Annotated in this window: 22 protein-coding genes; 15 read left to right on the top strand and 7 right to left on the bottom strand. The window is 63.6% G+C overall.

Features of this window, described 5'->3' with window-relative positions; translation table 11 throughout:
* The first annotated feature begins 170 nt into the window (after nucleotides 1-170).
* Nucleotides 171-1,097, top strand: coding sequence for a serine O-acetyltransferase EpsC (gene epsC, locus KCG88_RS22525; protein WP_041115170.1), 927 nt, complete (start codon nucleotides 171-173; stop codon nucleotides 1,095-1,097).
* A gap of 386 nt (nucleotides 1,098-1,483) precedes the next feature.
* Nucleotides 1,484-3,445 carry a choline transporter BetT gene (betT, locus tag KCG88_RS22520; RefSeq protein WP_199521929.1) on the top strand — a complete coding sequence of 654 codons (1,962 nt, stop codon included), beginning with the start codon at nucleotides 1,484-1,486 and terminating at the stop codon, nucleotides 3,443-3,445.
* A gap of 9 nt (nucleotides 3,446-3,454) precedes the next feature.
* On the opposite strand, the gene KCG88_RS22515 is transcribed toward betT, so the two are convergent.
* On the bottom strand, nucleotides 3,455-3,712 hold the full coding sequence (locus tag KCG88_RS22515; protein WP_047283463.1) for a hypothetical protein: 258 nt from the start codon (nucleotides 3,710-3,712) through the stop codon (nucleotides 3,455-3,457).
* 207 nt (nucleotides 3,713-3,919) lie between these two features.
* Between KCG88_RS22515 and KCG88_RS22510 the strand changes: the two genes are divergently transcribed.
* On the top strand, nucleotides 3,920-4,066 hold the full coding sequence (locus KCG88_RS22510; protein ID WP_263860785.1) for a type II toxin-antitoxin system HicB family antitoxin: 147 nt from the start codon (nucleotides 3,920-3,922) through the stop codon (nucleotides 4,064-4,066).
* Here KCG88_RS22510 and KCG88_RS22505 read toward each other — a convergent pair.
* Entirely contained in the window at nucleotides 4,063-5,109 is a 1,047-nt protein-coding gene (locus KCG88_RS22505; RefSeq protein ID WP_210713116.1) for a LacI family DNA-binding transcriptional regulator, read from the bottom strand. The genes KCG88_RS22510 and KCG88_RS22505 overlap by 4 nt on opposite strands.
* Nucleotides 5,110-5,314: 205 nt before the next feature.
* Between KCG88_RS22505 and KCG88_RS22500 the strand changes: the two genes are divergently transcribed.
* The 3 genes from KCG88_RS22500 (at nucleotide 5,315) to mgrA (ending at nucleotide 10,165) form a co-directional block, all read left to right on the top strand.
* Nucleotides 5,315-7,573, top strand: a complete 2,259-nt coding sequence (locus tag KCG88_RS22500) for a TonB-dependent receptor (RefSeq protein ID WP_210713115.1) — start codon at nucleotides 5,315-5,317, stop codon at nucleotides 7,571-7,573.
* A 142-nt stretch (nucleotides 7,574-7,715) separates the two neighbouring features.
* A complete protein-coding gene (locus KCG88_RS22495) occupies nucleotides 7,716-9,053 on the top strand; it encodes an LLM class flavin-dependent oxidoreductase (protein ID WP_210713114.1) in 1,338 nt (445 codons plus the stop codon).
* A 74-nt stretch (nucleotides 9,054-9,127) separates the two neighbouring features.
* Nucleotides 9,128-10,165 (top strand): L-glyceraldehyde 3-phosphate reductase, encoded by a 1,038-nt coding sequence (gene mgrA, locus KCG88_RS22490; protein WP_019094917.1) that lies wholly within the window; start codon nucleotides 9,128-9,130, stop codon nucleotides 10,163-10,165.
* 95 nt (nucleotides 10,166-10,260) lie between these two features.
* Here mgrA and KCG88_RS22485 read toward each other — a convergent pair whose 3' ends face one another.
* Nucleotides 10,261-11,448, bottom strand: a complete 1,188-nt coding sequence (locus KCG88_RS22485; RefSeq protein WP_047283468.1) for an HlyD family secretion protein — start codon at nucleotides 11,446-11,448, stop codon at nucleotides 10,261-10,263.
* A 77-nt stretch (nucleotides 11,449-11,525) separates the two neighbouring features.
* On the opposite strand from KCG88_RS22485, the gene KCG88_RS22480 reads away from it, so the two are divergent.
* Complete coding sequence (locus KCG88_RS22480; RefSeq protein ID WP_047283469.1) at nucleotides 11,526-13,121, top strand: DHA2 family efflux MFS transporter permease subunit; 1,596 nt, start codon at nucleotides 11,526-11,528, stop codon at nucleotides 13,119-13,121.
* Nucleotides 13,122-13,135: 14 nt separating this feature from the next.
* On the opposite strand, the gene KCG88_RS22475 is transcribed toward KCG88_RS22480, so the two are convergent.
* Nucleotides 13,136-14,182 (bottom strand): helix-turn-helix domain-containing protein, encoded by a 1,047-nt coding sequence (locus KCG88_RS22475; RefSeq protein WP_241774683.1) that lies wholly within the window; start codon nucleotides 14,180-14,182, stop codon nucleotides 13,136-13,138.
* Nucleotides 14,183-14,554: 372 nt separating this feature from the next.
* Between KCG88_RS22475 and KCG88_RS22470 the strand changes: the two genes are divergently transcribed.
* From KCG88_RS22470 to lpdA, 8 genes are read left to right on the top strand one after another with little or no spacing between them, the layout of a single operon-like run.
* Entirely contained in the window at nucleotides 14,555-16,336 is a 1,782-nt protein-coding gene (locus KCG88_RS22470) for a fatty acyl-AMP ligase (RefSeq protein WP_246882781.1), read from the top strand.
* Nucleotides 16,333-17,241, top strand: a complete 909-nt coding sequence (locus tag KCG88_RS22465; protein ID WP_047283472.1) for an acyl-CoA desaturase — start codon at nucleotides 16,333-16,335, stop codon at nucleotides 17,239-17,241. Before KCG88_RS22470 ends, KCG88_RS22465 begins: the two co-directional genes overlap by 4 nt.
* Nucleotides 17,242-17,272: 31 nt before the next feature.
* Nucleotides 17,273-18,229, top strand: coding sequence for an acyl-CoA desaturase (locus KCG88_RS22460; RefSeq protein WP_047283473.1), 957 nt, complete (start codon nucleotides 17,273-17,275; stop codon nucleotides 18,227-18,229).
* Nucleotides 18,230-18,281: 52 nt separating this feature from the next.
* Entirely contained in the window at nucleotides 18,282-18,602 is a 321-nt protein-coding gene (locus tag KCG88_RS22455) for an acyl carrier protein (RefSeq protein WP_011058644.1), read from the top strand.
* Nucleotides 18,603-18,620: 18 nt separating this feature from the next.
* Entirely contained in the window at nucleotides 18,621-20,600 is a 1,980-nt protein-coding gene (locus KCG88_RS22450) for an alpha/beta fold hydrolase (protein ID WP_210713112.1), read from the top strand.
* Between the two features lie 37 nt (nucleotides 20,601-20,637).
* Nucleotides 20,638-20,835 carry a rubredoxin gene (locus KCG88_RS22445; protein ID WP_011058646.1) on the top strand — a complete coding sequence of 66 codons (198 nt, stop codon included), beginning with the start codon at nucleotides 20,638-20,640 and terminating at the stop codon, nucleotides 20,833-20,835.
* A 37-nt stretch (nucleotides 20,836-20,872) separates the two neighbouring features.
* Nucleotides 20,873-21,799: an alpha/beta fold hydrolase gene (locus KCG88_RS22440; protein ID WP_199521921.1), complete on the top strand. Its 927-nt coding sequence runs from the start codon at nucleotides 20,873-20,875 to the stop codon at nucleotides 21,797-21,799.
* Entirely contained in the window at nucleotides 21,796-23,250 is a 1,455-nt protein-coding gene (gene lpdA / locus KCG88_RS22435) for a dihydrolipoyl dehydrogenase (protein WP_123431243.1), read from the top strand. Before KCG88_RS22440 ends, lpdA begins: the two co-directional genes overlap by 4 nt.
* A 57-nt stretch (nucleotides 23,251-23,307) precedes the next feature.
* On the opposite strand, the gene tauD is transcribed toward lpdA, so the two are convergent.
* The 3 genes from tauD to tauB form a co-directional block, all read right to left on the bottom strand.
* Entirely contained in the window at nucleotides 23,308-24,147 is an 840-nt protein-coding gene (tauD, locus tag KCG88_RS22430) for a taurine dioxygenase (RefSeq protein WP_210713111.1), read from the bottom strand.
* Nucleotides 24,148-24,409: 262 nt separating this feature from the next.
* Nucleotides 24,410-25,249, bottom strand: a complete 840-nt coding sequence (gene tauC, locus KCG88_RS22425; protein ID WP_047283478.1) for a taurine ABC transporter permease TauC — start codon at nucleotides 25,247-25,249, stop codon at nucleotides 24,410-24,412.
* Nucleotides 25,246-26,040 (bottom strand): taurine ABC transporter ATP-binding subunit, encoded by a 795-nt coding sequence (tauB, locus tag KCG88_RS22420; RefSeq protein WP_047283479.1) that lies wholly within the window; start codon nucleotides 26,038-26,040, stop codon nucleotides 25,246-25,248. Before tauB ends, tauC begins: the two co-directional genes overlap by 4 nt.
* Nucleotides 26,041-26,045 lie beyond the last annotated feature (5 nt).

Raw genomic sequence — 26,045 nt, 5'->3', positions numbered from 1 at the left:
AAGGTGCAAGGACTATAGGCAGCCCTTTTTACCCGGGCAACCGCCAATCGCTTATGCGAAAAAGTGCTTGAAGCCAGACAATTAGTTCTTAAGCGCCGCCGTCACCGGGCGTAAAGTGATCGCCGTTTGCGCGGCCCGACTGTCCGGCCGCCCGAGTAAGGAGTCTTATCGTGAGCGAGCGTTCCAGCCATTGGCAATTGCAGACCATCGTTGGCCAACTGCGCGATGCCCGTGACCAGTGGCGTACCCGCAACGGTCGGGTCAGCGGCGAGCAGGGCGGTCGTGAACTGCCGTCGCGGGCGGCCATGGCGGAGATTCTCGAAGCCCTGTGCGGCGCCCTGTTCCCCATGCGCCTGGGGCCGGTGGACCTGCGCGAAGAGAGCGAGGATTTCTACGTGGGCCATACCCTGGACGCAGCGCTCAATGCGTTGCTGGCCCAGGCGCGCCTGGAGCTGCGCTATGTGGCCCGACAGAACGGCGAGGCCGATGCCGAAGTCAACGCCCGGGCGATCCGCCTGATCCAGGATTTCGCCCTGGCCCTGCCCGGCCTGCGGGTGCTGCTGGACACCGACGTGCTGGCCGCCTACCACGGCGACCCGGCGGCCCGCAGTGTGGATGAGGTGCTGCTGTGCTACCCCGGCATCCTGGCGGTGATCCACCACCGCCTGGCACACCATCTGTATCGCGCCGGCCTGCCGCTGCTGGCGCGGATCAGCTCGGAAATCGCCCACTCGGCCACCGGCATCGACATCCACCCGGGGGCGCAGATCGGCCGCAGCTTCTTCATCGACCACGGTACCGGCGTGGTGATCGGCGAGACCGCGATCATCGGCGAGCGGGTGCGCATCTACCAGGCGGTGACCCTGGGCGCCAAGCGCTTCCCGGCGGACGAAGACGGCCAGTTGCAGAAGGGCCACCCGCGCCACCCGATCGTCGAGGACGACGTGGTGATCTACGCCGGCGCGACCATTCTGGGGCGCATCACCATCGGCAAGGGCTCGACCATTGGCGGCAACGTCTGGCTGACCCGCAGCGTGCCGGCCGGCTGCAACCTGACCCAGGCCAACCTGCAGCACGACGACGGCTCGCAGAAGTAGGCGCTGGCTTGTGTAGGCGCTGGCTTGCCAGCGAAGGCCTCTCTGAGAGCGATGCAGGACTTGCCGGCCTATTCGCCGGCAAGCCGGTTCCTACGGGAGAGAGGCCGGCCCGGCAAGGGGCTTTTTCTGCTGAACGATTGCGTTCGACACACGTCATACCCTTCCCTGAGCTAGCGTACTGACAGTACCGCTGAGCCCTGCGATTAGTCCTGAGCCCCCTATCCATGTTTAACTTGAACGCTTGTTCAAGTTAAACCGGTGGTTCGCTGCCCGCTCACAACAGGAGGCTTGCCTTTGCTGAGTCCGTCTATTTCAGCCATGTTTCATCCCTTCGAGGTGCACCGTTCATGAGTGCACCATCCACCTCCGCGAATGCTCTGATTCGCATGAACCCTCCGGTGTTCTACTTCGCCGCGAGCTTTATCCTGGTCTTCGGCGTGGTGGTCATTTCCATGCCGGAACAGGCCGGCGCCTGGCTGCTGGCGGCGCAAAACTGGGCGGCCAATACGGTCGGCTGGTACTACATGCTGGCGATGACCCTGTACCTGGTCTTCGTGGTGGTCACCGCCTTGTCCGGCTACGGCAAGATCAAGCTCGGTGCCGACCACGACGAACCCGAGTTCAGTTACCTGTCCTGGGCCGGCATGCTGTTCGCCGCCGGGATCAGCATCACGCTGTTCTTCTTCTGCGTTTCCGAGCCCCTGACCCACATGCTGCAACCGCCCCAGGGCGAGGCCGGCACCGCCGAGGCGGCGCGCCAGGGCATGCAGCTGCTGTTCCTGCACTGGGGCCTGCACGGCTGGGGCGTGTTCGCCTTCGTCGGCATGGCCCTGGCTTACTTCGCCTATCGGCACAACCTGCCGCTGGCCCTGCGTTCGGCGCTGTACCCGCTGATCGGCAAGCGCATCAACGGCCCTATCGGCTACGCGGTGGATGGCTTCGGCATCATCGCCACGGTGTTCGGCCTGGGCGCTGACATGGGCTTTGGCGTACTGCACCTGAACTCCGGCCTCGACTACCTGTTCGGCATCGCCCACACCCAGTGGATCCAGGTTGGCCTGATCACCCTGATGATGGGCGCGGCGATCGTTGTCGCGGTGTCCGGGGTCGACAAGGGCGTGCGGGTGATGTCCGACATCAACATGCTGCTGGCGGTGGCGCTGTTGCTGTTCGTGCTGTTCGCCGGGCCCACCCAGCACCTGCTCAACACCCTGATCCAGAATCTGGGCGACTACCTGGGCGCCTTGCCCACCAAGAGCTTCGACGTCTACGCCTACAACAAGCCCAGCGACTGGCTGGGCGGCTGGACGGTGTTCTACTGGGCCTGGTGGATTGCATGGTCGCCCTTCGTGGGCCTGTTCATCGCGCGGATTTCCCGGGGCCGGACCATCCGCGAGTTCGTTTTCGGCGTGCTGCTGATTCCCCTGGGCTTCACCCTGGCGTGGATGTCGATCTTCGGTAACAGCGCCATCGACCAGGTGCTCAACCACGGCATGAGCGCCCTGGGCATGTCGGCTATCGACAACCCGTCGATGACCCTCTACCTGCTGCTGGAAACCTACCCCTGGAGCAAGACCGTGATTGCGGTCACGGTGTTCATCAGCTTCGTGTTCTTCGTTACCTCTGCGGATTCCGGCACCGTGGTGCTCTCGACCCTGTCGGCCAAGGGCGGCAACGCCGATGAAGACGGGCCGAAGTGGCTACGGGTGTTCTGGGGGGCGATGACGGCGCTGGTCACCAGTGCGCTGTTGTTCGCCGGCAGCATCGACTCGCTGAAGTCGGCGGTGGTGCTGACCTCGCTGCCGTTCTCGCTGATCCTGCTGTTGATGATGTGGGGGCTGCACAAGGCGTTCTACCTGGAGTCGCAAAAGCGCATCGCCCAACTGCACTCCCTGGCCCCGGTAGCGCCTTCGCGGCGCGGCAAGGGCGGCTGGCGCCAGCGCCTGAGCCAGGCGGTGCACTTCCCGTCACGGGATGAGGTGTATCGCTTCCTCGACCAGACGGTGCGCCCGGCCATCGAAGAGGTGACCGCGGTGTTCGTCGAGAAGGGCTTGAACGTGGTGACCCAGCCCGACCCGGCCAACGACAGCGTGAGCCTGGAAATCGGCCATGGCGACCAGCACCCGTTCATCTACCAGGTGCAGATGCGCGGTTACTTCACCCCGTCCTTTGCCCGTGGTGGCATGGGCCCCAAGGAACTGCGCAACCGCCGTTACTACCGGGCCGAGGTGCACCTGGCCGAGGGCAGTCAGGATTACGACCTGATGGGCTACACCAAGGAGCAGATCATCAACGACATCCTCGACCAGTACGAACGCCACATGCAGTTCCTGCATCTGGTGCGCTGAGCCGGGCGCTCAGGCCCTGGTGAACAGCAGGTAGAGCACCAGGGCCAGCACCGGCACGGCAAACACCAGGCTGCCGACCATCAGCTCCGATCGCAGGGGCTGGTGGGCGGTGACCATCCCCACTGCGCCGTTGATGACCGTCAATGCCAGCCACAACCCGATGAATCCATAGCTCAATGTCTCTCGGGCAAAGCCCAGCCGTTCGCCGATATACAGCAGCAGCGCCAGCAGAATCAGGCCGAAGGTGATGATGATGGTGGTGTGCATGGAAAGCGTCTCCTCTAGGAGCGGTCGGACGGCGTTGCGCGGGTCGGCACAGCGAGCTTGCCGGCCTGTCCACGGAGCATAGGCGGCAAACTCGCCAGCTGAGATTGATCCAAGGCTGAAGATTTCTTTGCCCGCAAGCCGGCTCCGCCAAGGGGCAATGGACTCTCGGTGTATTGATTAACCAAGTGTGTATCGCTACTCGCCTGGTTGGATAAGGTGCCTGATGGTAATGCCACCCTGCCCGAGCACCTGCTGGAGCGCATCGATCAGACGGTCAAGCGTGACCAGCGCTACAACTCGCGTTCCGGGTTCCTGGCCGCCGCAGCGCTGCGCGAACTGTCGGCCCGAGGCTAGGTGCTTTCGCGTTCGATCACCTGGCATTGCAGCAGGTTCAGGCGCTGCACCTGGGCTTCGGTGGGTAGCACCCCGAGGCTTTCCAGGACTCGGGTCGCTGCCAGTACGCCGATCTGAAGCGCCGGTGGCTGGATGGTGCTCAGGCTCGGCAGCAGCATCTGGGCGAAGGGGTAGTCGCCAAAGCCCAGCACCGCACAGTCCTCGGGGATCTTCAGCCCGGCGCGTTGCCCCGCCAGCAGGCCGCCGGCCGCCAGGTTGTCGTTGGCGAAGATGATGGCGTCGGGGCGCTCCGGGCTGCCCATCAGCGCTTCCATGGCCTGTTTGCCGGCCTCGAAGGGTGCGCGGTCGGCATCCGGGGCAAACACCCGGGGCGCCAGCTCCAGCTCGGCCAGTGTCGCCAGATAGCCGTCGCGCCGCTCCAGGGCACTGAAGTCTCCGGGTGCGCTGTTCTGCACGAAGGCGATGCGTCGGTAGCCCTTGGCGTGCAGGTAGCGAGCAGCGCTGACCCCCACTTGAAAGTGGGAAAAACCGATCTGCATGGGCTGGCGCTGTGGCTGGTAATCCCAGGTTTCGATCACCGGGATCTCGGTGTCGGCGAGCATCTTTTCCGTACCCGCGCTGTGGAAGTGGCTGGTCAGCACCAGGGCTGCCGGCGACCAGCCGAGAAAGGCCCGTACCGCGCTCTCTTCCTGTTTCTCGTCGAAGTAGCTGGAGGCCAGCAGCAGCTGGTAGCCATGGCGGCTGAGGGTGTCGCTGAAGCCCTGGATGGTCTGGGCGAAAATCGGCCCGGAAATGTTCGGGATGACCATGGCGACGATCCTGCCCCGGGCCGAGGCCAGTCCCCCGGCCACCAGGTTCGGTACATAGCCGAGTTCGGCGACCACCGCGGCGATGCGTTCCCGGCGCTCGGGGGAAACACTGTCGGGCTGGTTGAAATAGCGCGAAACGGTGATCGCCGAGACCCCGGCCTGGCGCGCCACAGTGTTCAGGGTGACGCGGCCGGCGCCGCGGCGCTTGCGGCCAGGCGCTTGCTCAGAGGTCATGGGCGCATTCCTTTGGCTGAACAAAAAGGCATATAAAAGTAATTTTTCAGTATTGGACGCTCTATGCAGAGCTTGTCGATACTGGCGATGTTAGCGCTAACAAGGCGCCATGTCTGCTACTCGCTCGAGCGAATGCCCAAGACAGATTTCAGGCGCTGCCGGCACAGATCGGCAGCGGTTCGGGGCATTTTTCAGCAGGTGCAGCATGCAGAACTTTCTTGGGGAACGGCACAGGCTCACGCAGGCGGGCCGTGGTGCCACGCCATTGCGATCTCATCTGGGCTGGTTGCTGGCGGGGCTGGCCGCCTTGCCGCTGCCGGGGGCTTATGCCGCTGACAGCGGCGCCAGCGCACAGGATCAGGAACCGACCCTGAAGTCGGTGACCGTCACCGCCACGCGCCGCGAGGAGTCGCTGCAGAAAGTGCCGGTGGCGGTGTCCGTGGTGGATGGCGAGCAGTTGGAGCGGGACAACCGCAATGGCGTTGCAAGCATCGTGCAGCAGGTGCCGTCGCTGAATTTCCGCACCGGGGCCTCGAACAAGGACACCTCGCTGTTCATCCGCGGCGTGGGCACCATTTCCACCTCGCCGGGGGTGGAGCCCACGGTGGCGACGGTGATCGACGGCGTGGTCTACGGGCGTCCCGGGCAGGCCACCCTGGATCTGCTGGACCTTGAGCGGATCGAGGTGCTGCGCGGTCCCCAGGGCACCCTGTTCGGCAAGAACGCTTCGGCCGGGGTGCTGAATATCGTGACCAAGGCGCCTACGGCCGAGACTCACGGTTACATCGATCAGGCCTATTACAGCGGCAACGAAAGCCGCACCCGTTTCGGCATTGGCGGCAGCCTGATTCCCGACACCCTCAAGGGCTCGCTCACCACCTTGTTCGGCAGTTACGACGGCAACGTGGACAACCGCCATAACGGCCAGGAGGTCAACGGCTACAACCGCAAGGGCGTGCGCGGCAAGCTGGAATTCACCCCCAGCGCCGACCTCAAGTTCACCCTGGCGGCGGACTACATGCAGTCCCATGACGACGCGCCCAATGGCGTGGTCAGCAAGGCGCTGACCCCGGCGTTCGCCAATGCCTTGAACCCGGCCCGGGCCAGCAGCGACAACCGTGATATCAACACCGACACCCGCACCCATGTGGACGATATCAACAAGGGCCTTTCCGGCCAGCTGGACTGGAGCCTGGGCGACTACACCCTGACCTCGATCACCGCCTGGCGCGGCTGGAACAACACCCAGTACCAGGACGGCGACCGGCTTGGCACGGTCACCGCGGCTTTCCCCGGGACCGCCGACAAGGGTGACCTGGACTACAACCAGTACTCGCAGGAGCTGCGCCTGGCATCGCCCAAGGGGCAGTTCCTGGAGTACGTCGGCGGCCTGTTCTACATGCACGGCAAGGATGAAGAAACCTACCAGCGCACCCTGACCACGACCACCGGCGTCAACCGCGGGATCGCCGACTACAGCACCACCAACGACAGCTACGCGGTATTTGGCGAGAGCACCCTGAATTTCACCGAGGACTTTCGTGGCATCGCCGGCCTGCGCTGGACCCACGATGACCTGAAATACGATCACCGTCGGGTCTCGACTTCGGCGACCACGGTCAGCGGCATCCAGCCGGGCACCCAGAGTTCCGGCTCGGTGGACGAGGATGGCTGGTCCGGGCGCCTGGGCCTGCAATATGACCTCAGCGCCACGGTCACCAGCTACCTGACCTATTCCCGGGGCTACAAGGGCCCGGCCTACAACGTGTTCTTCAATATGCAGCCGCGGGACACCAATGCGCTCAAGCCCGAGACTTCAAACACCTGGGAGGCGGGGATCAAGGCCAGCAGCTGGAACAACCGGCTGACCACCAACCTGGCGGTGTTCCACAGCGAATACGACAACTACCAGGCCAACTTCTTCGACACCGTGGCCGGGCAGGTAGTGACCCGCCTGATCAACGCCGGGAGCGTCAGCAGCGAGGGCGTGGAACTGGATTACGCCCTGCAGGCCACCCCGCAACTGAAGTTCTCCGGGGCCCTGGCCTACACCCGGGCGCGCATCGACGAATTCGCCTGCCCGGCGGGCGCGGCGGCTTCGTGCAACGTCAATGGCAAGCCGCTGCCCTTCAGCCCGGACTGGAAGAGCTACGTGCGCGCCGACTACAGCATTCCCCTGGATAACGGCCTGGATATCGAGTTGGGCACCGACTACAGCTGGCAAAGCGAAGTGCAGTACGACATCAGCCAGAACCTCGACACCCGGCAGGGCGCCTACGGCATCTGGAACGCCAGCATTGCCCTGGCCGACTACAACGATGGCTGGCGCGTGGCGTTGCTGGGCAAGAACCTCGCCGACAAGTCCTATTCGCCCTTGCTGGCCAGTGGCGGCAACTACATCTACCGCGCCGTGCCCCGGGATGACGAACGTTATTTCGGCGTGCAGTTGCGCAAGGACTTCTGATGCCCTGCCGTTGTAGGAGCCGGCTTGCCGGCCAAAGGGTCGGCGAGCTGGGAGCAGTCTTGAGGGCGCTTTCGCTGGCAAGCCAGCTCCTGCAGCGGGCTTTGGCGGTGTCCCTTTTGCAGCATGAAACAAGGAGTGATCCATGTCCCGTTCCACTCGCCAGCTCAAGCTCGGCGCCTTTCTCATGGCCACCGGTCACCACGTTGCCGCCTGGCGTCATCCGGATGTTCCGGCCCAGGCAGGGCTGGATTTTGCCGTCTATAAAGAACTGGCGCAGATCGCCGAAGCCGCACGCTTCGATGCGCTGTTCGTCGCCGACAGCCTGGCAGCCCCTACCGGCCCCATCGCCAGTCGCATGGCCCGCTCCGATTGCTTCGAACCCTTGACGTTACTGGCGGCCCTGGCGGCCCTGGCGGCCGTGACCGAGCGGATAGGGCTAATTGCCACTAGCACTACGAGCTATAACGTACCGTACCACGTAGCACGTAAATTCGCGTCGCTGGACCATCTTTCAGGTGGTCGGGCGGGGTGGAACCTGGTGACTTCCGACAATGCCGCCGAAGCGCTGAATTTCGGTCGGGAGGAACATTTTGGGCACGCGGAACGTTATCGCAGGGCCCGGGAGTTCCATCGGGTGGTCACCGGGCTCTGGGACAGCTGGGAGGACGACGCCTTTGTCCGGAACAAGGCCAGTGGCGAGTATTACGACCCGGACAAGCAGCATTTACTGGACCATCGCGGTGAATTCTTTCAGGTCAAAGGGCCATTGAATGTGCCGCGCCCACCCCAGGGATACCCGGTGATCGTCCAGGCCGGTTCTTCCGAGAGCGGTCGTGAGCTGGCGGCCCAGACCGCCGAGGTGGTATTCACCGCCCAGCCCTCCCTGGCTGCCGCGCAGGCCTTTTATGCCGACCTGAAAGGGCGCCTGAAACAGTACGATCGTAGTACGAAATCCCTGAAGATCATGCCTGGGGTATTCGTGGTGGTGGGGGACAGCGAAAGTCAGGCCCGGGAAAAGTTCGAAGCCTTCCAGGACCTGGTGGAGCCCGAAGTGGGGGTGGCCCTGCTCGGGCGAATGCTGGGCAACTTCGATTTGTCCGATTATCCGCTGGATGGACCTTTACCGTTGCTGCCACTGACCGAGAGCGGCCAGCGGAGCCGCCAGCAATTGCTCACCGAGCTGGCCGGCAAGGACAACCTGACCCTGGCCCAGTTGGGGCGCAAGATTGCCGGCGGGCGTGGGCACTACAGCCTGGTCGGTACGCCCGGGCAGATAGCCGATGAACTGCAAGCCTGGTTCGAGGAGGGCGCGGCCGATGGTTTCAATGTGCTGGTGCCGCATCTACCTGGTGGGCTACGGGACTTTGCCGGTGGGGTGATTCCGGAACTGCAGCGGCGCGGGCTGTTCAGAACTGAATACGAGGGCCGGACCCTGCGGGAGAACCTGGGGTTGGCGCGACCGAAGAATCAGTTTGTGTGACAACGGGGCTCCTACCGTGAAGCGCCTTGATCGACGTTAGTCGTTTTGGAAAGACCTGACTCAGAGAGGATTCGATGACTTACATAGCTGCTGAAAACCGCTACGACTCCATCCCCTATCGCCGTGTCGGCCGCAGTGGCCTGGTACTGCCGGCGCTGTCCCTGGGGCTGTGGCACAACTTTGGCGACAGCACGCCGATCGACACCCAGCGTGCCTTGCTGCGCACCGCCTTCGACCTGGGGATCAACCACTTCGACCTGGCCAACAACTACGGCCCGCCCTACGGCAGCGCCGAAATCAACTTCGGCCGCCTGCTGCGTGAAGACTTCAAGGCCTATCGCGATGAGTTGATCATCTCCAGCAAGGCCGGTTGGGACATGTGGCCCGGGCCTTACGGCCAGGGCGGCGGTTCGCGCAAGTACGTGCTGGCCAGCCTCGACCAGAGCCTGCAGCGCCTGGGCCTGGACTATGTGGATATCTTCTATTCCCACCGCTTCGACCCGGATACACCGCTGGAGGAAACCGCCAGCGCCCTGGCCACCGCCGTGCAGCAGGGCAAGGCGCTGTATATCGGTATTTCTTCCTATTCGGGGGCCAAGACCCGGGAAATCGCCGCGTTGCTCAAGGAGTGGAAGGTGCCGCTGCTGATCCATCAACCGGCCTACAACATGCTCAACCGCTGGGTCGAGAAGGACCTGCTGGACACCACCGAGGAGCTCGGCGCCGGGGTCATCGCCTTTACGCCGCTGGCCCAGGGCCTGCTGACCGACAAGTACCTCAATGGCATTCCCGAGGATGCGCGGGTCAATCGTCCGGGGGGCGGTTCGTTGCAGGCTTCGCACTTGTCGGAGGCCAATATCGCCCATGTCCGCGCGCTCAACGAGATCGCCAAGAACCGCGGCCAGAGCCTGGCGCAACTGGCCCTGGCCTGGACCCTGCGCGACCCGCGGGTGACCTCGGCGCTGATCGGTGCCAGCCGGCCGGAGCAGATCATCGAGAACGTCGGGGCGTTGCAGAACCTGAGCTTCAGTGTCGAGGAACTGGCGGAAATCGATCATTTCGCCAAAGAAGGGCGCATCAACCTGTGGGAAAAACCTTCGACGGCAGAGTGAGGTAAGTCTGCCCTTGCACCGATAAAACAGCTCCCGGCAGAGCGATCTGCCGGGGGCTGTTGGCTTTGCCGCCTGGAGCGGGGCGGCAGGCGTCGTTACCTGGTCGTGCTGCTGACTTTCAAGGAAGACGGATTGCCGGCCACGGTGCGGTCCTGGGGATCATCGAGGTCGACCTTGGCGGTCACCGACAGGCCTGGCCGCAGGCGTTCGAGGCCGGGTTGGTTGGCGTCGAAGCGAATGCGCACCGGCACCCGCTGGACGATCTTGGTGAAGTTGCCGGTGCCCGGTTCGAAGGGCAGCAGGGCAAAGGTCGAGCCTGAACCCGGTGCCAGGCTTTCCACGGTGCCGGTGATGCTGACGCCCGGCAGGGCATCGATCTTGATCTGCGTCGATTGCCCCGGGTACATGTGCTGGGTCTGGGTCTCCTTGAAGTTGGCCAGTACATAGAGGTCATGCAGCGGTACCAGGGTCAGCAGGCGCGAACCCGGTTGCACGTAATCGCCGACCTGGATCTGCCGATTGCCGACGGTGCCGTCCATCGGTGCATAGATGGTGGTGTGGCGCAGGTCCTGCTGGGCCAGTTCCAGCCGCGCCTTGGCGGTTACCACCTTGGCCTTGGCCATCTGCAATTGCGCCTGCAGGCGTTCCCGTTGCGCGGTGGTGACCGCAAGGTCGTTCTCCGCCACTTGCAACATGGCCTGGGCATAGGCCAGGCCTTGTTCGGCGGAGATGGCCTGGGTGCTGTATTTCTCCACCTCATTGCGTGCCACGGCGCCGGTGGTGACCAGGGTATCGAAGCGATTGCGCTCCGCACCGGCACGCTTGGATTCGGCCTGGTTGGTGCGGATCGAGGTGCGCGCCGCCTGCACGCGGGCACTGGCCAGGCGCTGCTCGGCGTCCTGGATGGTCAGCGCGGCCTCGGCCAGGGCGACCTGGGCCTGGTTGTCCGCCAGATCGCCTTCGGCCAGGGATACCCGGCTGTCGAACTCTTCGCTGTTGATGCGCACCAGGGGCTGCCCGGCGGTGACGTTCTGGTGATCCTTGACCAGCACCTCGGTCACCAGGCCATGGACCCGCGGCGCGACGGAGGTCGCATCGGCGGCGATGTAGGCATCATCCGTGGCCTGCGTCGACGGCGCCATCAGCACCCAGCCAACCCCGACCGCCACCAATGTCAGGGCGATAGCGCCGGCGATCAGTGGGCGCTTGGAACGCTTGCGCGGCTTCTCGGACTCTTGGGCGGCTTGCAGGATGGCGTTCTGAGTCTGGGTGCTCTGCTCCATGTTGAAGCTCCATGCTGTTTTGAATTACGATCATAATATTCACATGTCGGTCGCAATACTACAGGGAAGTACCTACCGTGACGACAAGCGCAACTGACCTCTCCGAAGCGGGTGCTCAGCCCGGCCAACAGTCCACCAAGCGCAAGTTTTTGGTCTTCACGATCATGGCGTTCGGCATGTTCATGGCGCTGATCGACATCCAGATCGTGGCGGCCTCGCTCAACGACGTGCAGGCCGGTCTCAGCGCCGGCCCTGATGAAGTGAGCTGGGTGCAGACCGCCTATCTGATTGCCGAACTGATCATGATTCCCTTCTCGGCGTTTCTCGCCCAGGCGATTTCGACCCGCTGGCTGTTCGCTGCCAGCGCGGCGTTCTTCACCCTGTTCAGCGTGGGTTGCGGCATGGCCTGGAACATCGAGTCGATGATCGTGCTGCGGGCCCTGCAAGGCTTTGCCGGCGGGGCGATGGTGCCCACGGTATTCGCCGTGGGGTTCGTGTTGTTCGAAGGCAAGCAGCGGGCGATGGTCCCGGCAATCCTTGGCATGACCGCGGTGCTGGCGCCGACCCTGGGCCCCACGGTGGGCGGCCTGGTGACCTTCTACCTGGACTGGCGCTGGATCTTCTTCATCAACGTGCTGCCGGGGCTGGTGATCTGCATCGGCGCGGCGTTGCTGATCGATGTGGATCGCCCGGACCTGTCCATGCTGCGGCGTATCGACTGGCTGCATTTCGTCGCCATGGCCCTGGCCCTGGGGTGTTTTGAATACGTGCTGGAGGAGGGGCCGCGCAAGGACTGGTTCAGCGATACCGGGATCGTCATTGCGGCCTGGGTGTCCCTTGTGTCCTTTGGTTTGTTCATCGAGCGCTCGTTGTATTCGAACAACCCGATCGTGTCCCTGGTGCCGTTTCGCGACCGCACCTTTTCCATTGCCTGCCTGTTGAACCTGGTGATCGGTTTTGGCCTTTATTCGTCGACCTACCTGGTGCCGGTGTTTCTTGGCCGGGTGCGTGGCTTCGATAGCCTGGAAATCGGCACCACGGTTTTTGTCGTGGGCATCGGGCAGTTGGTCAGTACGATTATTGCTGCCCGGGCCTCGGAAAAAGTTGATCGGCGCCTGATCATCTCAGTGGGTTTCCTCGGCCTGGCGCTGAGCCTGTGGCTGACTTCCCGGGTCACCTCCAACTGGGGGTTCGATGAGTTGCTGGTGCCGCAGGTAGCGCGTGGGCTGTTCCTGATGCTGTGCATCGTGCCGAGCGTGAACATGGCCTTGAGCTCGTTCCAGGGGGTTGAACTGCGCCAGGCCTCCGGGTTGTTCAACCTGATGCGCAACCTGGGTGGCGCCATTGGTATTGCTACGGTCAACACCTGGCTGCAGGACGATGCCCGGACTCAGGTCCTGCGCCTGTCCGAGTCGCTGGGGAGCAAGGCGGTCGCCGCCCAGGAACTCATGGGCCAACTGGCGTTGAGGATTGCCGCCGATACACCGGATGCCAGCCACGCTTTCCTGATGGCTCAGGGCATTCTCGGCCGCCTGGTGGGGCGTGAAGCGCTGACCCTGGCTTTTGGCGATGTGTTCCGCCTGATGGCGATGATGTTCGTGGTGGCGTTGTTGCTGGTGCCGTTGTGCAAGGTACCCCCGGCCGCGCCAGGCGCAGCCGAGGAGGAGAAGTGATAAGCAGCCGGTGCCTACATGATCGGCGGCCCGGAGCGGGTCTTGCGCAACTGGCTGGGGGTGCAGCCCATGTTTTTCCACATCAGGCGGCGTAGAGCGGTGGAATCGGCATAGCCCACTTTGAAGGCAACTTCTTCAATGCTCATATTGGTGGTCTCCAATAAGCTTTGCACATGTTGCAGGCGAACTTTCTGGATGAAGGCCATGGGCGGTTTTCCCGTGGCGCTACGAATTCTGCGGGATAAGGTCTTCTCGGTTATACGCAAATGTTCGGCAATGCTGCTCAGTGGCGGGACGTTGGGCAGGCAATCCTCGATGAACTTTTCCATTAACAAAACTTCACGGTTTTCCGTTTGCAAGTTGGAAAGGGCCATGTAGTGATATTGCGCCGGTCGACCATCTATCAATAGATAACGCATGGTCAATTCAGCAATCTGATTGCCCATCTTATTACGCAATATGTAGAGCATTAGATCCATTTGCGACATGCCGGCGCCTGCTGTAATCATATTTCCGTCATGAATAAGCATGCGTTTTGTGTCGAGTATCGCTTCGGGATAACGCGCTTTGAAAGTTTCATACAGTTGCCAGTGAGTGGTGACCGTATGCCCCTCCAGAACCCCCGCCTCACCCAGGACGAAAACCGCTGAACAGGACGCCGCCGTCTGCTGCCCGCGGCGGTGATGGTCATGCACCAGCTGGCTGAGCTTGCGGATATCGGCATGCCCGAGCCGGGTGATCAGTTCGCTGGACAGGCTGAGCCCCGGCTGCCTTTTTTCCCGGCGGCAGCCAAAGAAATCCAGCTCCTGGGTGTTTTCCAGCCCCAGTCCCGGGATCACCAGCATGCTGCCTTCGATGGCCTGGACCTTGTCCAGTGGCTGGGCATCCAGGCGCATGCCGTTGCGCATGCGAACCGATTCGCTGCTGCCGATGATCTTCCAGGTGATGGTTGGCCGGCCCATGACTTCGGCGACCTGGTTCGCTGTTCGCAGCACATCCAGGGTGATCGCGACACTCGATCCCATGGCACCTTCCAGCGCAATAAGCGTGAGCACATCCATGTCCATTTTCTCCCTGTAAGTGTCCATTTGTGCATTAGCAAAATATACAAGCTGGTGGCAGACTTCTCAACGCATCCAGATTTCACTTTCTTGCCCACGCTATTCCCTGTGGGACATAAAAAAATATGCATTCATCAAGTGAATGCGTTGTTCTGTCAATAAAATGACATCTTTGTCTACTGCCTAGTAAGAGCTCCCCTTCCTTAGGGGCGTTTGTTCGGTTCCTTAGCGCTGAAAATAATAAACGACCTTTAGGTCTATATATGGCTCTCCATTTAAAAAGGATTTTGAATGAACTACGCCGTGCCTCGTGATTATCTTAATGATGTCAATCCAGCCATCTCAGCGCATGTAGCAGTTGATGATCTGCCGTTGGCCGAAGTACCGGGCATCGAATGTTTAAGTTCGGTTACCGAAGTGCTGGCCTATCGCGCATGGCGGCAACCTGATGCCATTGCCTTCATCCATCTGCTCGATGGCGAGCGGGAGGAGGAGGCGATCAGCTACGCCGAACTGTGGAAGCGTAGTCAACGATTGGCCGCCGCGCTGCAGATCTTCGAGCCCCGTGAAAAGCGGGTGCTGATGCTGTTCGAGACCGGTATCGACTACATCGTTTCACTGTTCGGCCTGCTGCTGGCGGGTGCCGTGGCGATCCCGGCCTTTCCCCCAGTGGGGACCCGGGGGCTGGAGCGGCTGGCACTGATCTGCGCTGATGCTCATCCGCAACTGGTGCTCACCAGCTCGCGCTTCATGCGGTCCCAGGAGCGGGTCAACGCCCTGCTCCAGGGTGACGTGCCCGCGCCCCAGTGGGTTGACCCGCAGCAGCTGGCCGAGGCGGATTCAGCCTGGCGCGGGCAGGCGCTCGCCCACGGCCAACTGGCCCTGCTGCAATACACCTCGGGCTCCACCTCGGCGCCCAAGGGCGTGATGCTGACCCACGACAACCTCTACAGTAATTGCCGCAGTGCCAGCCAGTGGATGGGCCCGGCCAGGAATCGCGTGGGTTGCAGCTGGCTGCCGCCCTATCACGACATGGGCCTGATGGGCGCAATACTGCAGCCGATCTTCGATGCCTTCCCTACCGTGCTCATCAGCCCCGGGCACTTTGTCCAGCGGCCGCTGCGCTGGCTGGATGCGGTGTCCAGGTACGGCGCCGACGTCACCATCGCCCCCAACTTCGCCTTCGATCTGTGCGTTGAAAACATCACCGACGAGGAACTGGCAGAACTCGACCTGAGCAAGCTCAAGGCTATCTATTGCGGGGCCGAGCCGGTGCGCCAGAGCACCCTGGCGCGCTTCTCCGAACGTTTTGCCGCCGCCGGCTTCAACCCGGCGGCCCTGGGCCCCTGCTACGGGTTGGCCGAGGCCACCGTACTGGTCTCGGGCAAGCGCCACGATGAGCCGGCGTTCGCTACCCAGGTGGATCGGGAGCAACTGGCCAGTGGCACCCTGGCCATCGTCGATGCCGAGGATGCCCGGGCCCTGCCGCTGGTCAGTAGCGGCAGGGTCGCCCCGGGGCTGCGTGTGACGATTGTCGACCCTGTCAGCCTGCAACCGGTGGCCGACGGCCAGATCGGCGAGATCTGGGTCCAGGGCGACAACGTGGGCGCCGGCTACTGGGGCAAGGAAGCGCTGAGCCAGCAGGTGTTTCGCGCCAGCCTGCCGGGCATCCATGGACGTTTCATGCGCACCGGCGATCTTGGTGCGCTGCACCGCGATGAACTTTTCGTCACCGGGCGCCTCAAGGACCTGATCATCATTGCCGGGCGCAACCTGTATCCCCAGGACCTGGAGCTGGCGGTGGAAAGCGCCGACCCGCGCATCCGCAGCAACGGCTGCGTGGCGGTGGGCATCGATAACGGCCAGCAGGAACAACTGGCGATCGTGGCCGAGGTCAAGCGCAGCGAGAAACTCGATGAAGCCCAGCAGGAACAGCTGCGCCAGGTGATCACCAGTGCGCTGGTCAGCCAGTTCGGCGTGGCCCCGGCGCGCATCCACCTGGCGCCCATGGGCGGCATTCCACTGACCACCAGTGGCAAGGTCCAGCGCCAGGCCACCCGCAAGGCCCTGCTCAACGACACGCTGGCGCGCTATGGCGCCAGTCGCGCGGCTGCGGCACCTACCCTTAAAACTGCTACGGATGCCCTGTCATGACGGCCATGAATCCTCATATCGACCGCACCGGCCAGCGCGAGCGGCAATTGGCCTGGCTGACGGTCGCAACTCCGGCAGTGGGCACTGTGGTGGCCCTGGTGCTGGCCTGGCATCAGGGCATCGGCTGGCTGGAAATCGGCGCGCTGGCCAGCATGTACCTGCTGACCGCCCTGGGAGTGGAAGTGGGCATGCACCGGTTCTTTTCCCACCATGCGTTCAAGGCCGGCCCGGTGATCACCGCATTCTTCGGCATCGCCGGTTCGATGGCGGCCCAGGGCCCGATCCTGTTCTGGGCGGCGACCCATCGCCAGCACCACGCCTTCACCGACAAGGAAGGCGACCCGCATTCGCCGCGCCCGCTCAAGGCGGGTTTTATCGGCAATATCCAGGGCTGGTGGCACGCTCACCTGGGCTGGCTGTTCAGCCTGCGCAAGCAGAACTGGAGCCAGTTCGTGCCGGACCTGCTGCGCGATCGACTGATCATGCAGATCAACCAGCGCTACTACCTGTGGATCATCCTCGGCCTGCTGCTGCCCAGCCTGGCATGCGGGCTGATAACCCGCAGCTGGGAGGGCGCGCTCAGCGGCCTGCTGTGGGGCGGCTTCGTGCGGATCTTCCTGGTGGACCACGCCACCTGGTGCATCAACTCCTTTGCCCACCGGGTGGGCGGCCGCGACCACAAGACCCGGGACACCAGCCGCAACGTGTTCTGGCTGGCGATTCCGACGGTAGGGGGCGGTTGGCACAACAACCACCACGCCTTCCCGGCGCTGGCCCATGCCGGCCTGAAACCCTGGCAGTTGGATATAGGCGGTCTGTTCATCGAACTGCTCGCCCTCTGCGGCCTGGCCTGGGATGTCAAACGGCCCGGCCCGGCCGTGGCTGCAGAACCTTCAGAAAGCTGATTGCCGGTCCTTACCTCACAGGAAGCTATTCATGGACGAGATACTCACCAACACAGCGACACCAGAGGTCGGCGGGGTTGCTCAGCTGAGCCCGGGTGCGGCCAGGACCAAGGCGCGGATCGCGCTGGCAGTCATGCTGGTGCCCCTGTTCGGGACCTTCGAGGCCATCCGGCTTTGGTTCACCGGCCAGGTCCATGCCCTGGATTTCATCCTCTTCGCGGTGTTCTACGCAGTGCAGATGTTCGGGGTTTCCATGGGCTACCACCGTTACCTGGCCCATCGTGCGTTCAAGACCTCGCGGCTGATGAGCAGCCTGATGCTGATCGCCGGTTGCATGGCGGCCCAGGGGCCGATCCTGTTCTGGGTCACCACCCATCGCCGGCACCACACCTACAGCGACCAGCACGGTGACCCGCATTCCCCCAACCTCATGGGCCAGAGCCGCTGGCAACGGGCCAAGGGGCTGTGGCATGCACACATGCCGTGGATGCTGGCCCCGGACATGTCGAGCTGGAACTTCTTCGCCCCGGACATCCTGCGCGACCGCCGGCTGTTCTTCTACAACCAGACCTACCTGTTCTGGGTGGCCCTGGGGGTAATCCTGCCAGGGGTGATCGGCGGGCTGGTCAGCCAGAGCTGGTCCGGTGCCTGGAGCGGCCTGATCTTCGGCGGCCTGGCGCGGATCTTCGTCGCCAACCAGGCGGCCTGGTGTGTGGGCTCCATCTGCCACCGCTACGGCGCTCGCCCGTTCGTGACCCACGACCAGAGCACCAACAACTGGATCGTGGCCTTCCTCACCTTTGGCGAGGGGCTGCAAAACAATCACCACGCATTCCCTGCCTGGTATCGGCATGGCGTGCACTGGTGGGAGCCCGACCTGTCGGGCTGGACACTGGCGTTAATGGGCAAGCTGAGACTGGTCTCAGACCTGCGTTCCCCGTCCCAGGCAATGATCGACAAAGTCCGCAAGCGCCAGGCCTCGTCCTGAAACGCCCAATCGGCTGATCGTATTAACCACCTCACTCATCAAGGAAGATCCTATGTCCAATTTCATCTCCAATTTGCTGAGCACTCTGAGCTTCTCAGAGAAAAAACAGGCGGCGGTCGAACTCAACGAGGACAGCATCAAGCATTGGCTGGTGCAGAAGATGGGCGCGCTCTTGAAGATCGACCCTTCCCAGGTCGATACCGCCCGCAGCTTCGAGTCCTATGGCCTCGATTCGCTGGTAGCGGTGAAGGTGGCCGGTGACCTGGAGAAGTTCATGGAGCAGCGCCTGTCGCCGGCCCTGCTGTTCGAATACTCCAGCATCGATGACCTGTCCAAATACCTGGCCAATGAACTGACCACATCCGAAGTTTGACTTCGCAGGAGTTTGGCCATGGCCATTGCACAGATGCCCTCGCAAAAAAACGATAAATTCAATGACCTGCTCCGACGCTCTCAGGAGATCGAGGGGCTGCGTCTGACCGACGCAATCCCCAAGCACCTGTATCAGCCGCGGGTATGGCGCGGGATGCTCAGCTTCGTCGTCAGCTACATGCTCTACATCGGTGCCATCGTGGCGGTCGCCCACGTGCACTGGATGTTCTACCTGCCGCTGTGGCTGGTGGCGGGCCTGGGCGGCTGGGGCCTGTTCTGTGTCGCTCACGATTGCGGGCACAACTCGTTCTCGCGCAACCGCAGCTTCAACCACATCCTCGGGCACATCGCGCTGCTGCCGTTGCTGTACCCGTTCCACGGCTGGCGCCACATGCACAACATGCACCACGCCAACACCAACAACCTGGAAATGGACGTCGACTGGCGCCCGGTGCTGCGCGTGCAATATGACGCCATGCCCTGGTGGGACAAGCTGGTCTACAGCAGCACCCGCACCTGGCTGTTCTGGCTGGGCACGGTCAACTACCAGCGTCACTCGGGCTTCCGTCCGTCGATGTTCCACAAGCTCGAAGCGCGCAACGAAGTGCGTCGCTCGATCCTGTTCATGGTGGTGGCTGCACTGATCTACCTGCCGACCCTAGTCTACTTCACCGGCTTCACCGGTCTGTTCCTGTACTTCATCGCCCCGTGGCTGGCGACCCATGCCTGGTTCAGCCTGACCACCATGATGCACCACATCAGCGACGAGACCCCGTTCCTCACCAAGGAACACTGGAGCTTCAACAGCAGCCGCCTGCTGCTGACCACCGACTACATGTACCCCAAGTGGCTGCTGTTCCTGACCCACTACATTTCGGTGCACACCGCGCACCATGTGGCGCCGATCATTCCCCACTACAACCTGCCCGAAGCCCAGGCCGCCTTGAAGACGGCCTTCCCCGGCATGGTCCGGGAAAAGCCCATGACCGTGCAGGACGTATGGCACGTGGCGCGTAGCTGCCACCTGTACGACCCGGTGAACGGCTTCTATGAGTCCTTCGACCAGCCGGCCCAGGCGGCCGGTGACCCGAGCACCCCCGGAGCCAGGGCGGCCACCGGCCCGTTGACCATGAAGCAGCAGATGCTGCGCAGCTACATGGGCGTGCTGGGATCGGTGTCGCTGGAGACCGCCGGGGCCAAGGCCACCGACCTGTTCGGCTACACCCGGGAATACATCAAGCAACCGGACAAGGAAATGAGCCCCCTGGGCGCCCAGCGTTTCCATATCAAGGGTATCCCCGGCGTTCCCCATGGCTATCAGTGGGGCACGGGCAACCAGACCATCCTGCTGGTTCATGGCTGGGGTGCGGACAGCCGCAGCCTGTATTCCTTCACCCGGGTTCTGCAGCGCCAGGGCTTCAAGGTCGCGACCTTCGATGCGCCGGCCCACGGCATCTCGCCGGGCTCGCTGAGCACCATGACCGAGTTCAAGGACGCGGTGAAAGCGGCGATTGTCGCCCTCGGCGACGTGGTGGGTATCGTTGCCCATTCCCTGGGCGGGATCGCTGCCACCGGAGCCCTGGCCGAACTGGCCGAGACTCATCGGATCAAGGCCCTGTGCCTGCTGGGCTCGCCGGCCAACCTGCCGGTGGTGATCCAGCGCTGGGCCAACGGCTACCTGAAGCTCAAGCCGGCGGTGGTCCAGGCCATGCACCGGGAACTGTGGAAGCGCAACGGCGTGCCGGTGGAGCACTGGGATATCCCGGCGCTGGGCAACGCCCTGCAACTGCCAACCCTGGTGCTGCATGACCTCAACGACCCGATCGTGCCGTTCTGCGAAGCGCAGCAGATCACCACGCTGATGCCATGGGCCAAGCTGGAGCCGGTGTCCGGGCTCGGGCATGTGCGGATCCTCTCCGATGCCGCGGTACTGGAGCAGGTGGCGCAGTTCCTCGTGGAGAACGTCAAGGTGGCCGAAGTGGCCCAGGCCAGCGCATGAGAACAACGCATAACCCTTTGATGATGGTTGACCACCCATGAGCACCTACGCTGAAAACGCTGTGGCCGAGTCCGGCCTGTGGATGTGCCTGATCTGTGGCTGGATCTACGATCAACGCCTTGGCGATCCGGATTCGGGGGTGCCTCCGGGCACCGCCTGGGACGACATTGCCGAGGATTGGACCTGCCCGGAATGCGGCGTGAGCAAGCTGGACTTCAACATGGTGAAGCTGTAGCCCAGCGCTTGAATTCTGTAGTCGATGAGGAAGGAAGATGGCGACCCAAGAGCCAAGGCCGGCACCTGCCAGGGGCCGGCGCAACAGCTTCAGGAAGATGCTCTTCAAGGGCATTTACAACGCGATTCTGGGGCTGCTTCGCTGCAGCTTCTGGATCGAGTCGCGGCTTTTTCCCCAGCGCGCTGCAGCACGGGCGCTGAAGATGTTCACGACGCCACAACGGCTGCGCCAGCATTTTCCGCAGACCTTGCCCAGCGCCACGGTGCAGGACCTGGAAACCGACCAGGGGCGCCTGCGCTGCTTTCGCTGGACTCCACCGCAGGTCCGGCGCCGGGTGGTACTGGTGCACGGTTGGAGTGGCGCCAGCACCCAGTGGCAATACCTGATCCCGCTGTTGCTGGAGGAGGGCTGCGAGGTCCTCTCCTTCGACTGCATCGGCCATGGTGGCAGCGGCGGTCGGCAGGCCTCGCTGCCGACCTTCGTCAGCATGCTCGACCAGGTGCAAAAGCAACTGGGGCCCTTCGACACCGTGATTGGTCACTCCCTGGGCGGCGCTGCCGCTGGGTATGCCTTGAGCACTCCGGTCGGCAAGGGTTTCCAGCGGGCGGTCCTGGTGGCCGCGCCGGCCGATATCGAAAACGTGGTCCGGCGCTTTGCCGCATTTTTGTGGATCAACGATGACGTCAGGCAACGCATGCAACTTCTGGTTGAGCAACGCTATCAGAAGGACATGGCCAGCCTGGCGGTCAGCCGTTATGGGCGCCAGGTGGAGGTCCCGGTGCTGCTGGTGCATGACCAGCAGGATCAGGAAGTCCCGGCAGATGACCTGCAATCCTTCGCCGAAGGCTTGCGACACCGGCGGGTCTTGCAGACTCGCGGGTTGGGCCATCTGAAAATTCTCAAGGACAGCGCGACCATGGAGGCCGTGGTCGAGTTTGTCTGTGCAAAGGACGGCAACCTATGAGTGAAAGTTACGATGTGATCGTTATTGGTGCGGGTCCCGGCGGCTATGTCGCCGCCATCCGGGCTGCGCAACTGGGGCTCAAGACAGTCTGCATCGAGCGCTACAAGGGCAAGGATGGCAAGACCGCCCTGGGCGGGACGTGCCTGAACGTTGGCTGCATTCCCTCCAAGGCACTGCTGGACAGTTCCCACCACTACTACGAAGCGCGCAACGGATTCGAAGTGCACGGCATCGGCATCAGCAATCCGCAGATGGATGTGCCAGCCATGCTGGCGCGCAAGGACAACGTGGTGCGCAATTTCAACGGCGGCATTGCCTCGCTGTTCAAGGCCAATGGCGTGGCCCTGCTGGAAGGTCACGGCAAGCTGCTGGCCAACAAGGAAGTGGAAGTCACCGCCGCCGATGGCAGCACGCAACGCATCAGCGCCGGCAATATCATCCTGGCTCCCGGCTCGCGGCCGATCGACATTCCCGCGGCGCCCCTGGCCGGCGAGGTGATAGTGGACTCCACCGGCGCCCTGGAATTCACCCAGGTGCCCAAGCGCCTCGGGGTGATCGGTGCTGGCGTCATCGGCCTGGAACTGGGGTCGGTCTGGGCACGCCTGGGGGCTGAAGTCACAGTGCTGGAAGCCCTTGACAGCTTCCTCCCGGCGGTGGATGCGCAGATCGCCAAGGAGGCGCAGAAGATCCTCGGCAAGCAGGGCCTGGATATCCGCCTGGGCGCCCGGGTGACGGCCTGCGAAGTGCAGGGCGACAGCGTCAAGGTCAGCCTCAGTGAGGCCGGCGAGGACAAGCAGCAGGTGTTCGACCGGCTGATCGTCGCCGTCGGTCGCCGCCCCCTGACCACCGATCTGCTGGCCGCCGACAGCGGCGTGCACCTGGACGAACGCGGTTTTATCCACGTCGATGGCCAGTGCTGCACCAGCGTCCCCGGGGTGTTCGCCATTGGCGACGTGGTACGCGGCCCGATGCTGGCGCACAAGGCTTCTGAAGAGGGGGTGATGGTGGCCGAGGGGATTGCCGGGCATCGGCACCCGTTGAACTACGACCTGATCCCCTCGGTAATCTACACCCACCCGGAAATCGCCTGGGTCGGCCAGACCGAGCAGGCCCTCAAGGCCGAGGGCGTCGAGTTGAACATCGGTACCTTCCCGTTCGCTGCCAGCAGCCGGGCCATGGCGGCCAACGACACCGCCGGGCTGGTCAAGGTGATTGCCGATGCAGGCACCGACCGCGTGCTGGGCGTGCATGTGATCGGGCCGGGCGCGGCGGAGCTGGTTCAGGAAGGGGCCATCGGCATGGAGTTCGGCACCAGTGCCGAGGACCTGGGGATGATGGTGTTCTCCCATCCGACCCTGTCCGAAGCCCTGCATGAAGCCGCGCTGGCCGTGAATGGCCAGGCGATCCATATCGGCAATCGCAAGAAGAAAGCCCCCGCCGGCGTCAAATAGCCAGTGGCCCCGGCCCCGCTCATGCAGCGCGGCCGGGGTTTGCTGCATCCCCGCGTTTCAGCGCAAGAACGGCACATCCCCAAGAATGGTCGCGCGCTGCATCACCCGGCGCTGTGGACGGTAGTCGTCCACCGCATAGTGCTGGGTCACGCGGTTGTCCCAGAAGGCAATGTCGTTCTCCTGCCAGCGCCAGCGAATGGTGAATTCCGGGCGGGTGGCGTGGGCGAACAGCAGTTGCAGGATGGCTGCGCTTTCGCTTTCCGACAGCTCGTTGATCCGGGTGGTGAAGCCGTCGTTGACGAACAGCGACTTGCGCCCGCTCACCGGGTGCGTGCGGATCACCGGGTGCGACAGCGGCGGGTTCTTGCGCCGGGTTTCTTCCCAGCGCGCCAGGTCCTCGGGGGTGTTGCCGAAGCGCTCCAGAGGGAAGGACTTGGTGAAGTCGTGGGTCGCGGTCAGGCCCTGCAGCAGATTCTTCATGGGCTCTGACAGCGCCTCGTAGGCGGCGATGCCGCTGGCCCACAGGGTATCGCCGCCGAACTCCGGCAACAGCTTGGCGCTGAGCACCGCGCCCAGGGCCGGGGTCGGCAGGAAGGTTACGTCGGTGTGCCAGATGGCGTTGTCGCGCACGTCGGTTTCGGCGGTGTCGAGGATCAGGATCTCTGGCTGTTCCGGCACATTGGGGTAGATCGGGTGGATGTGCAGGTCGCCGAAGCAGGCGGCGAAACGCGCCTGCTGCTGCGGGGTGACCGGCTGGTTGCGAAAGAACAGCACCTGGTGCTTGAGCAGCGCCTGCTCGATGGCGTCACGATGTTCGATGCTCAAGGGCTGGCTGATATCGATGCCAGTGATCTGGGCGCCGAGGGCGAAGCTTAGAGGAGTGATGGTCAGGCTCATGGTCGTTCTCTTGTACGGCGCCGGACGTCGGCGTGGTCGGATTCGGTTTATCTGCGTCAATCTTGAAATCGCTGTCATGCACGGCTCTTGTAGCCGCTGCCGAGCCTTGGCGAGGCTGCGAACGTCTGCGCAGCAGACGCAAATCCTTGCAGCGCGGTCGTCCGGGTCGATCGCTGCGAGCGCTGCGCGCTCGGTCGCAGCCTCGCTGGGGCTCGGCAGCGGCTACAGGTGAACCGCGCGCGGGGCAGGCGACGCAAACAGGTCAGTGGCTCTGGCCATGCCAGGGCACCAGCTTGCGCTGCAGGGCGCGCAGGCCCATCTCCATGGCAAAGGCGATCAGGGCAATCACCAGGATCCCCAGCACCACCACATCGGTGACCAGAAATTGCGCGGCGGACTGCACCATGAAACCCAGGCCGCTGGTGGCGGCAATCAGCTCCGCCGCCACCAGGGTCGACCAGCCTACGCCCAGGCCGATGCGCACGCCGGTGAGGATGTCCGGCAGGGCGCTGGGCAGGATCACATGGCGAATCAGCTGGGCCCGGGTAGCCCCCAGGGACTGGGCGGCCCGCAGCTTCGCCGGGTCCACGGTGCGCACGCCGGTGGCGGTGGCGATGGCAATCGGGGCGAAGATGGCCAGGTAGATCAGCAGCACCTTGGACAGCTCGCCAATGCCGCACCAGATGACGATCAGCGGCAGGTAGGCCAGGGGCGGAATCGGCCGGTAGAACTCGATCAAAGGGTCGAGCACACCACGGGCGATGCGGTTGGCGCCAATGGCGATGCCCACCGGAATCGCCGTCAGCACGGCACAGCCCAGGGCCAGGCCGATGCGTTGCAGGCTCGCCGCCAGGTGCTGCCAGAGGGTGGAATCCATGTAGCCGCTGGTGGCCAGCAACCAGCCTTTTTGCAGCACGGCGGCAGGTGGCGGCAGGAACAGTGGTTCGATCAGGCCACTGGCGGTGACGGCCCACCACAGGGCCAGCAGGGTGATCAGAGTCAGCACACTGATCCAGCGGGTGCTCAGGCTGCGGCGCGCGATGTGTGGTGCTTTGGGGTTGGTATCGCCGGTGGCGGTGGCGGGAATCTCGTAGCTGCTCATGGGCGCTCCTGTTGCGGGGTGGCGCTGCGCTGGGAGAACACCCGGGCCAGCACGTGTTCGCGGGTTTCGATGAACCGCGGGTCGGACTTGATCGCCCGCGCCGATTCGCCGGCGGCGTAGCGCTGGCCGAAGTCCAGGTTCAGGCGCTCGACGATCTGCCCCGGGTTGGGCGCCAGGAGAATCAGGTCGGTGGCCAGGAATACCGCTTCTTCGATGTCGTGGGTAATCAGGAACACCGGCTTGGCGGTGCGCCGCCAGACTTGCAGCAATAGCTCCTGCATCTGCTCACGGGTAAAGGCATCCAGGGCACCGAAGGGTTCGTCCATCAGCAGCACCCGCGGGTCGGCCGCCAGGGCGCGGGCCAGGCCCACGCGCTGCTTCTGGCCACCGGAGAGCTGCCAGATGCGGCGCTTGTCGAAGCCGGCCAGGTCCACCAGGGCAAGCATTTCCCGAGCCCGGGCTTCGCGCTTGTCGCGGGCCACGCCGGCCAGTTCCAGGCCGAAGGCGACGTTGCCCAGCACGTCCTGCCAGGGCAGCAGGGCATCGTCCTGGAACACCACGCCACGCTCGGCGCTGGGGCCCTTGACCGGCACGCCGTCGAGGCTGATGCGCCCGGCGCTGGGGTCGACGAAGCCGGCAATCAGGTTCAGCAGCGAGGTCTTGCCGCTGCCGGAAGGGCCCAGGGCGACCAGCAGTTGCTGTGGCCCCAGGGTCAGGGAAATATCCGCCAGCACCGGTTCGGCGGCGCCGGGGTACTGTGCGCTGATGCGCTCCAGTTGTAGCAAGGCCATGACGG

This window comes from Pseudomonas sp. MWU349 (assembly GCF_017947325.1).
Lineage (GTDB): Bacteria > Pseudomonadota > Gammaproteobacteria > Pseudomonadales > Pseudomonadaceae > Aquipseudomonas > Aquipseudomonas protegens.
This window is presented reverse-complemented; position numbering and strand designations above follow the sequence as displayed.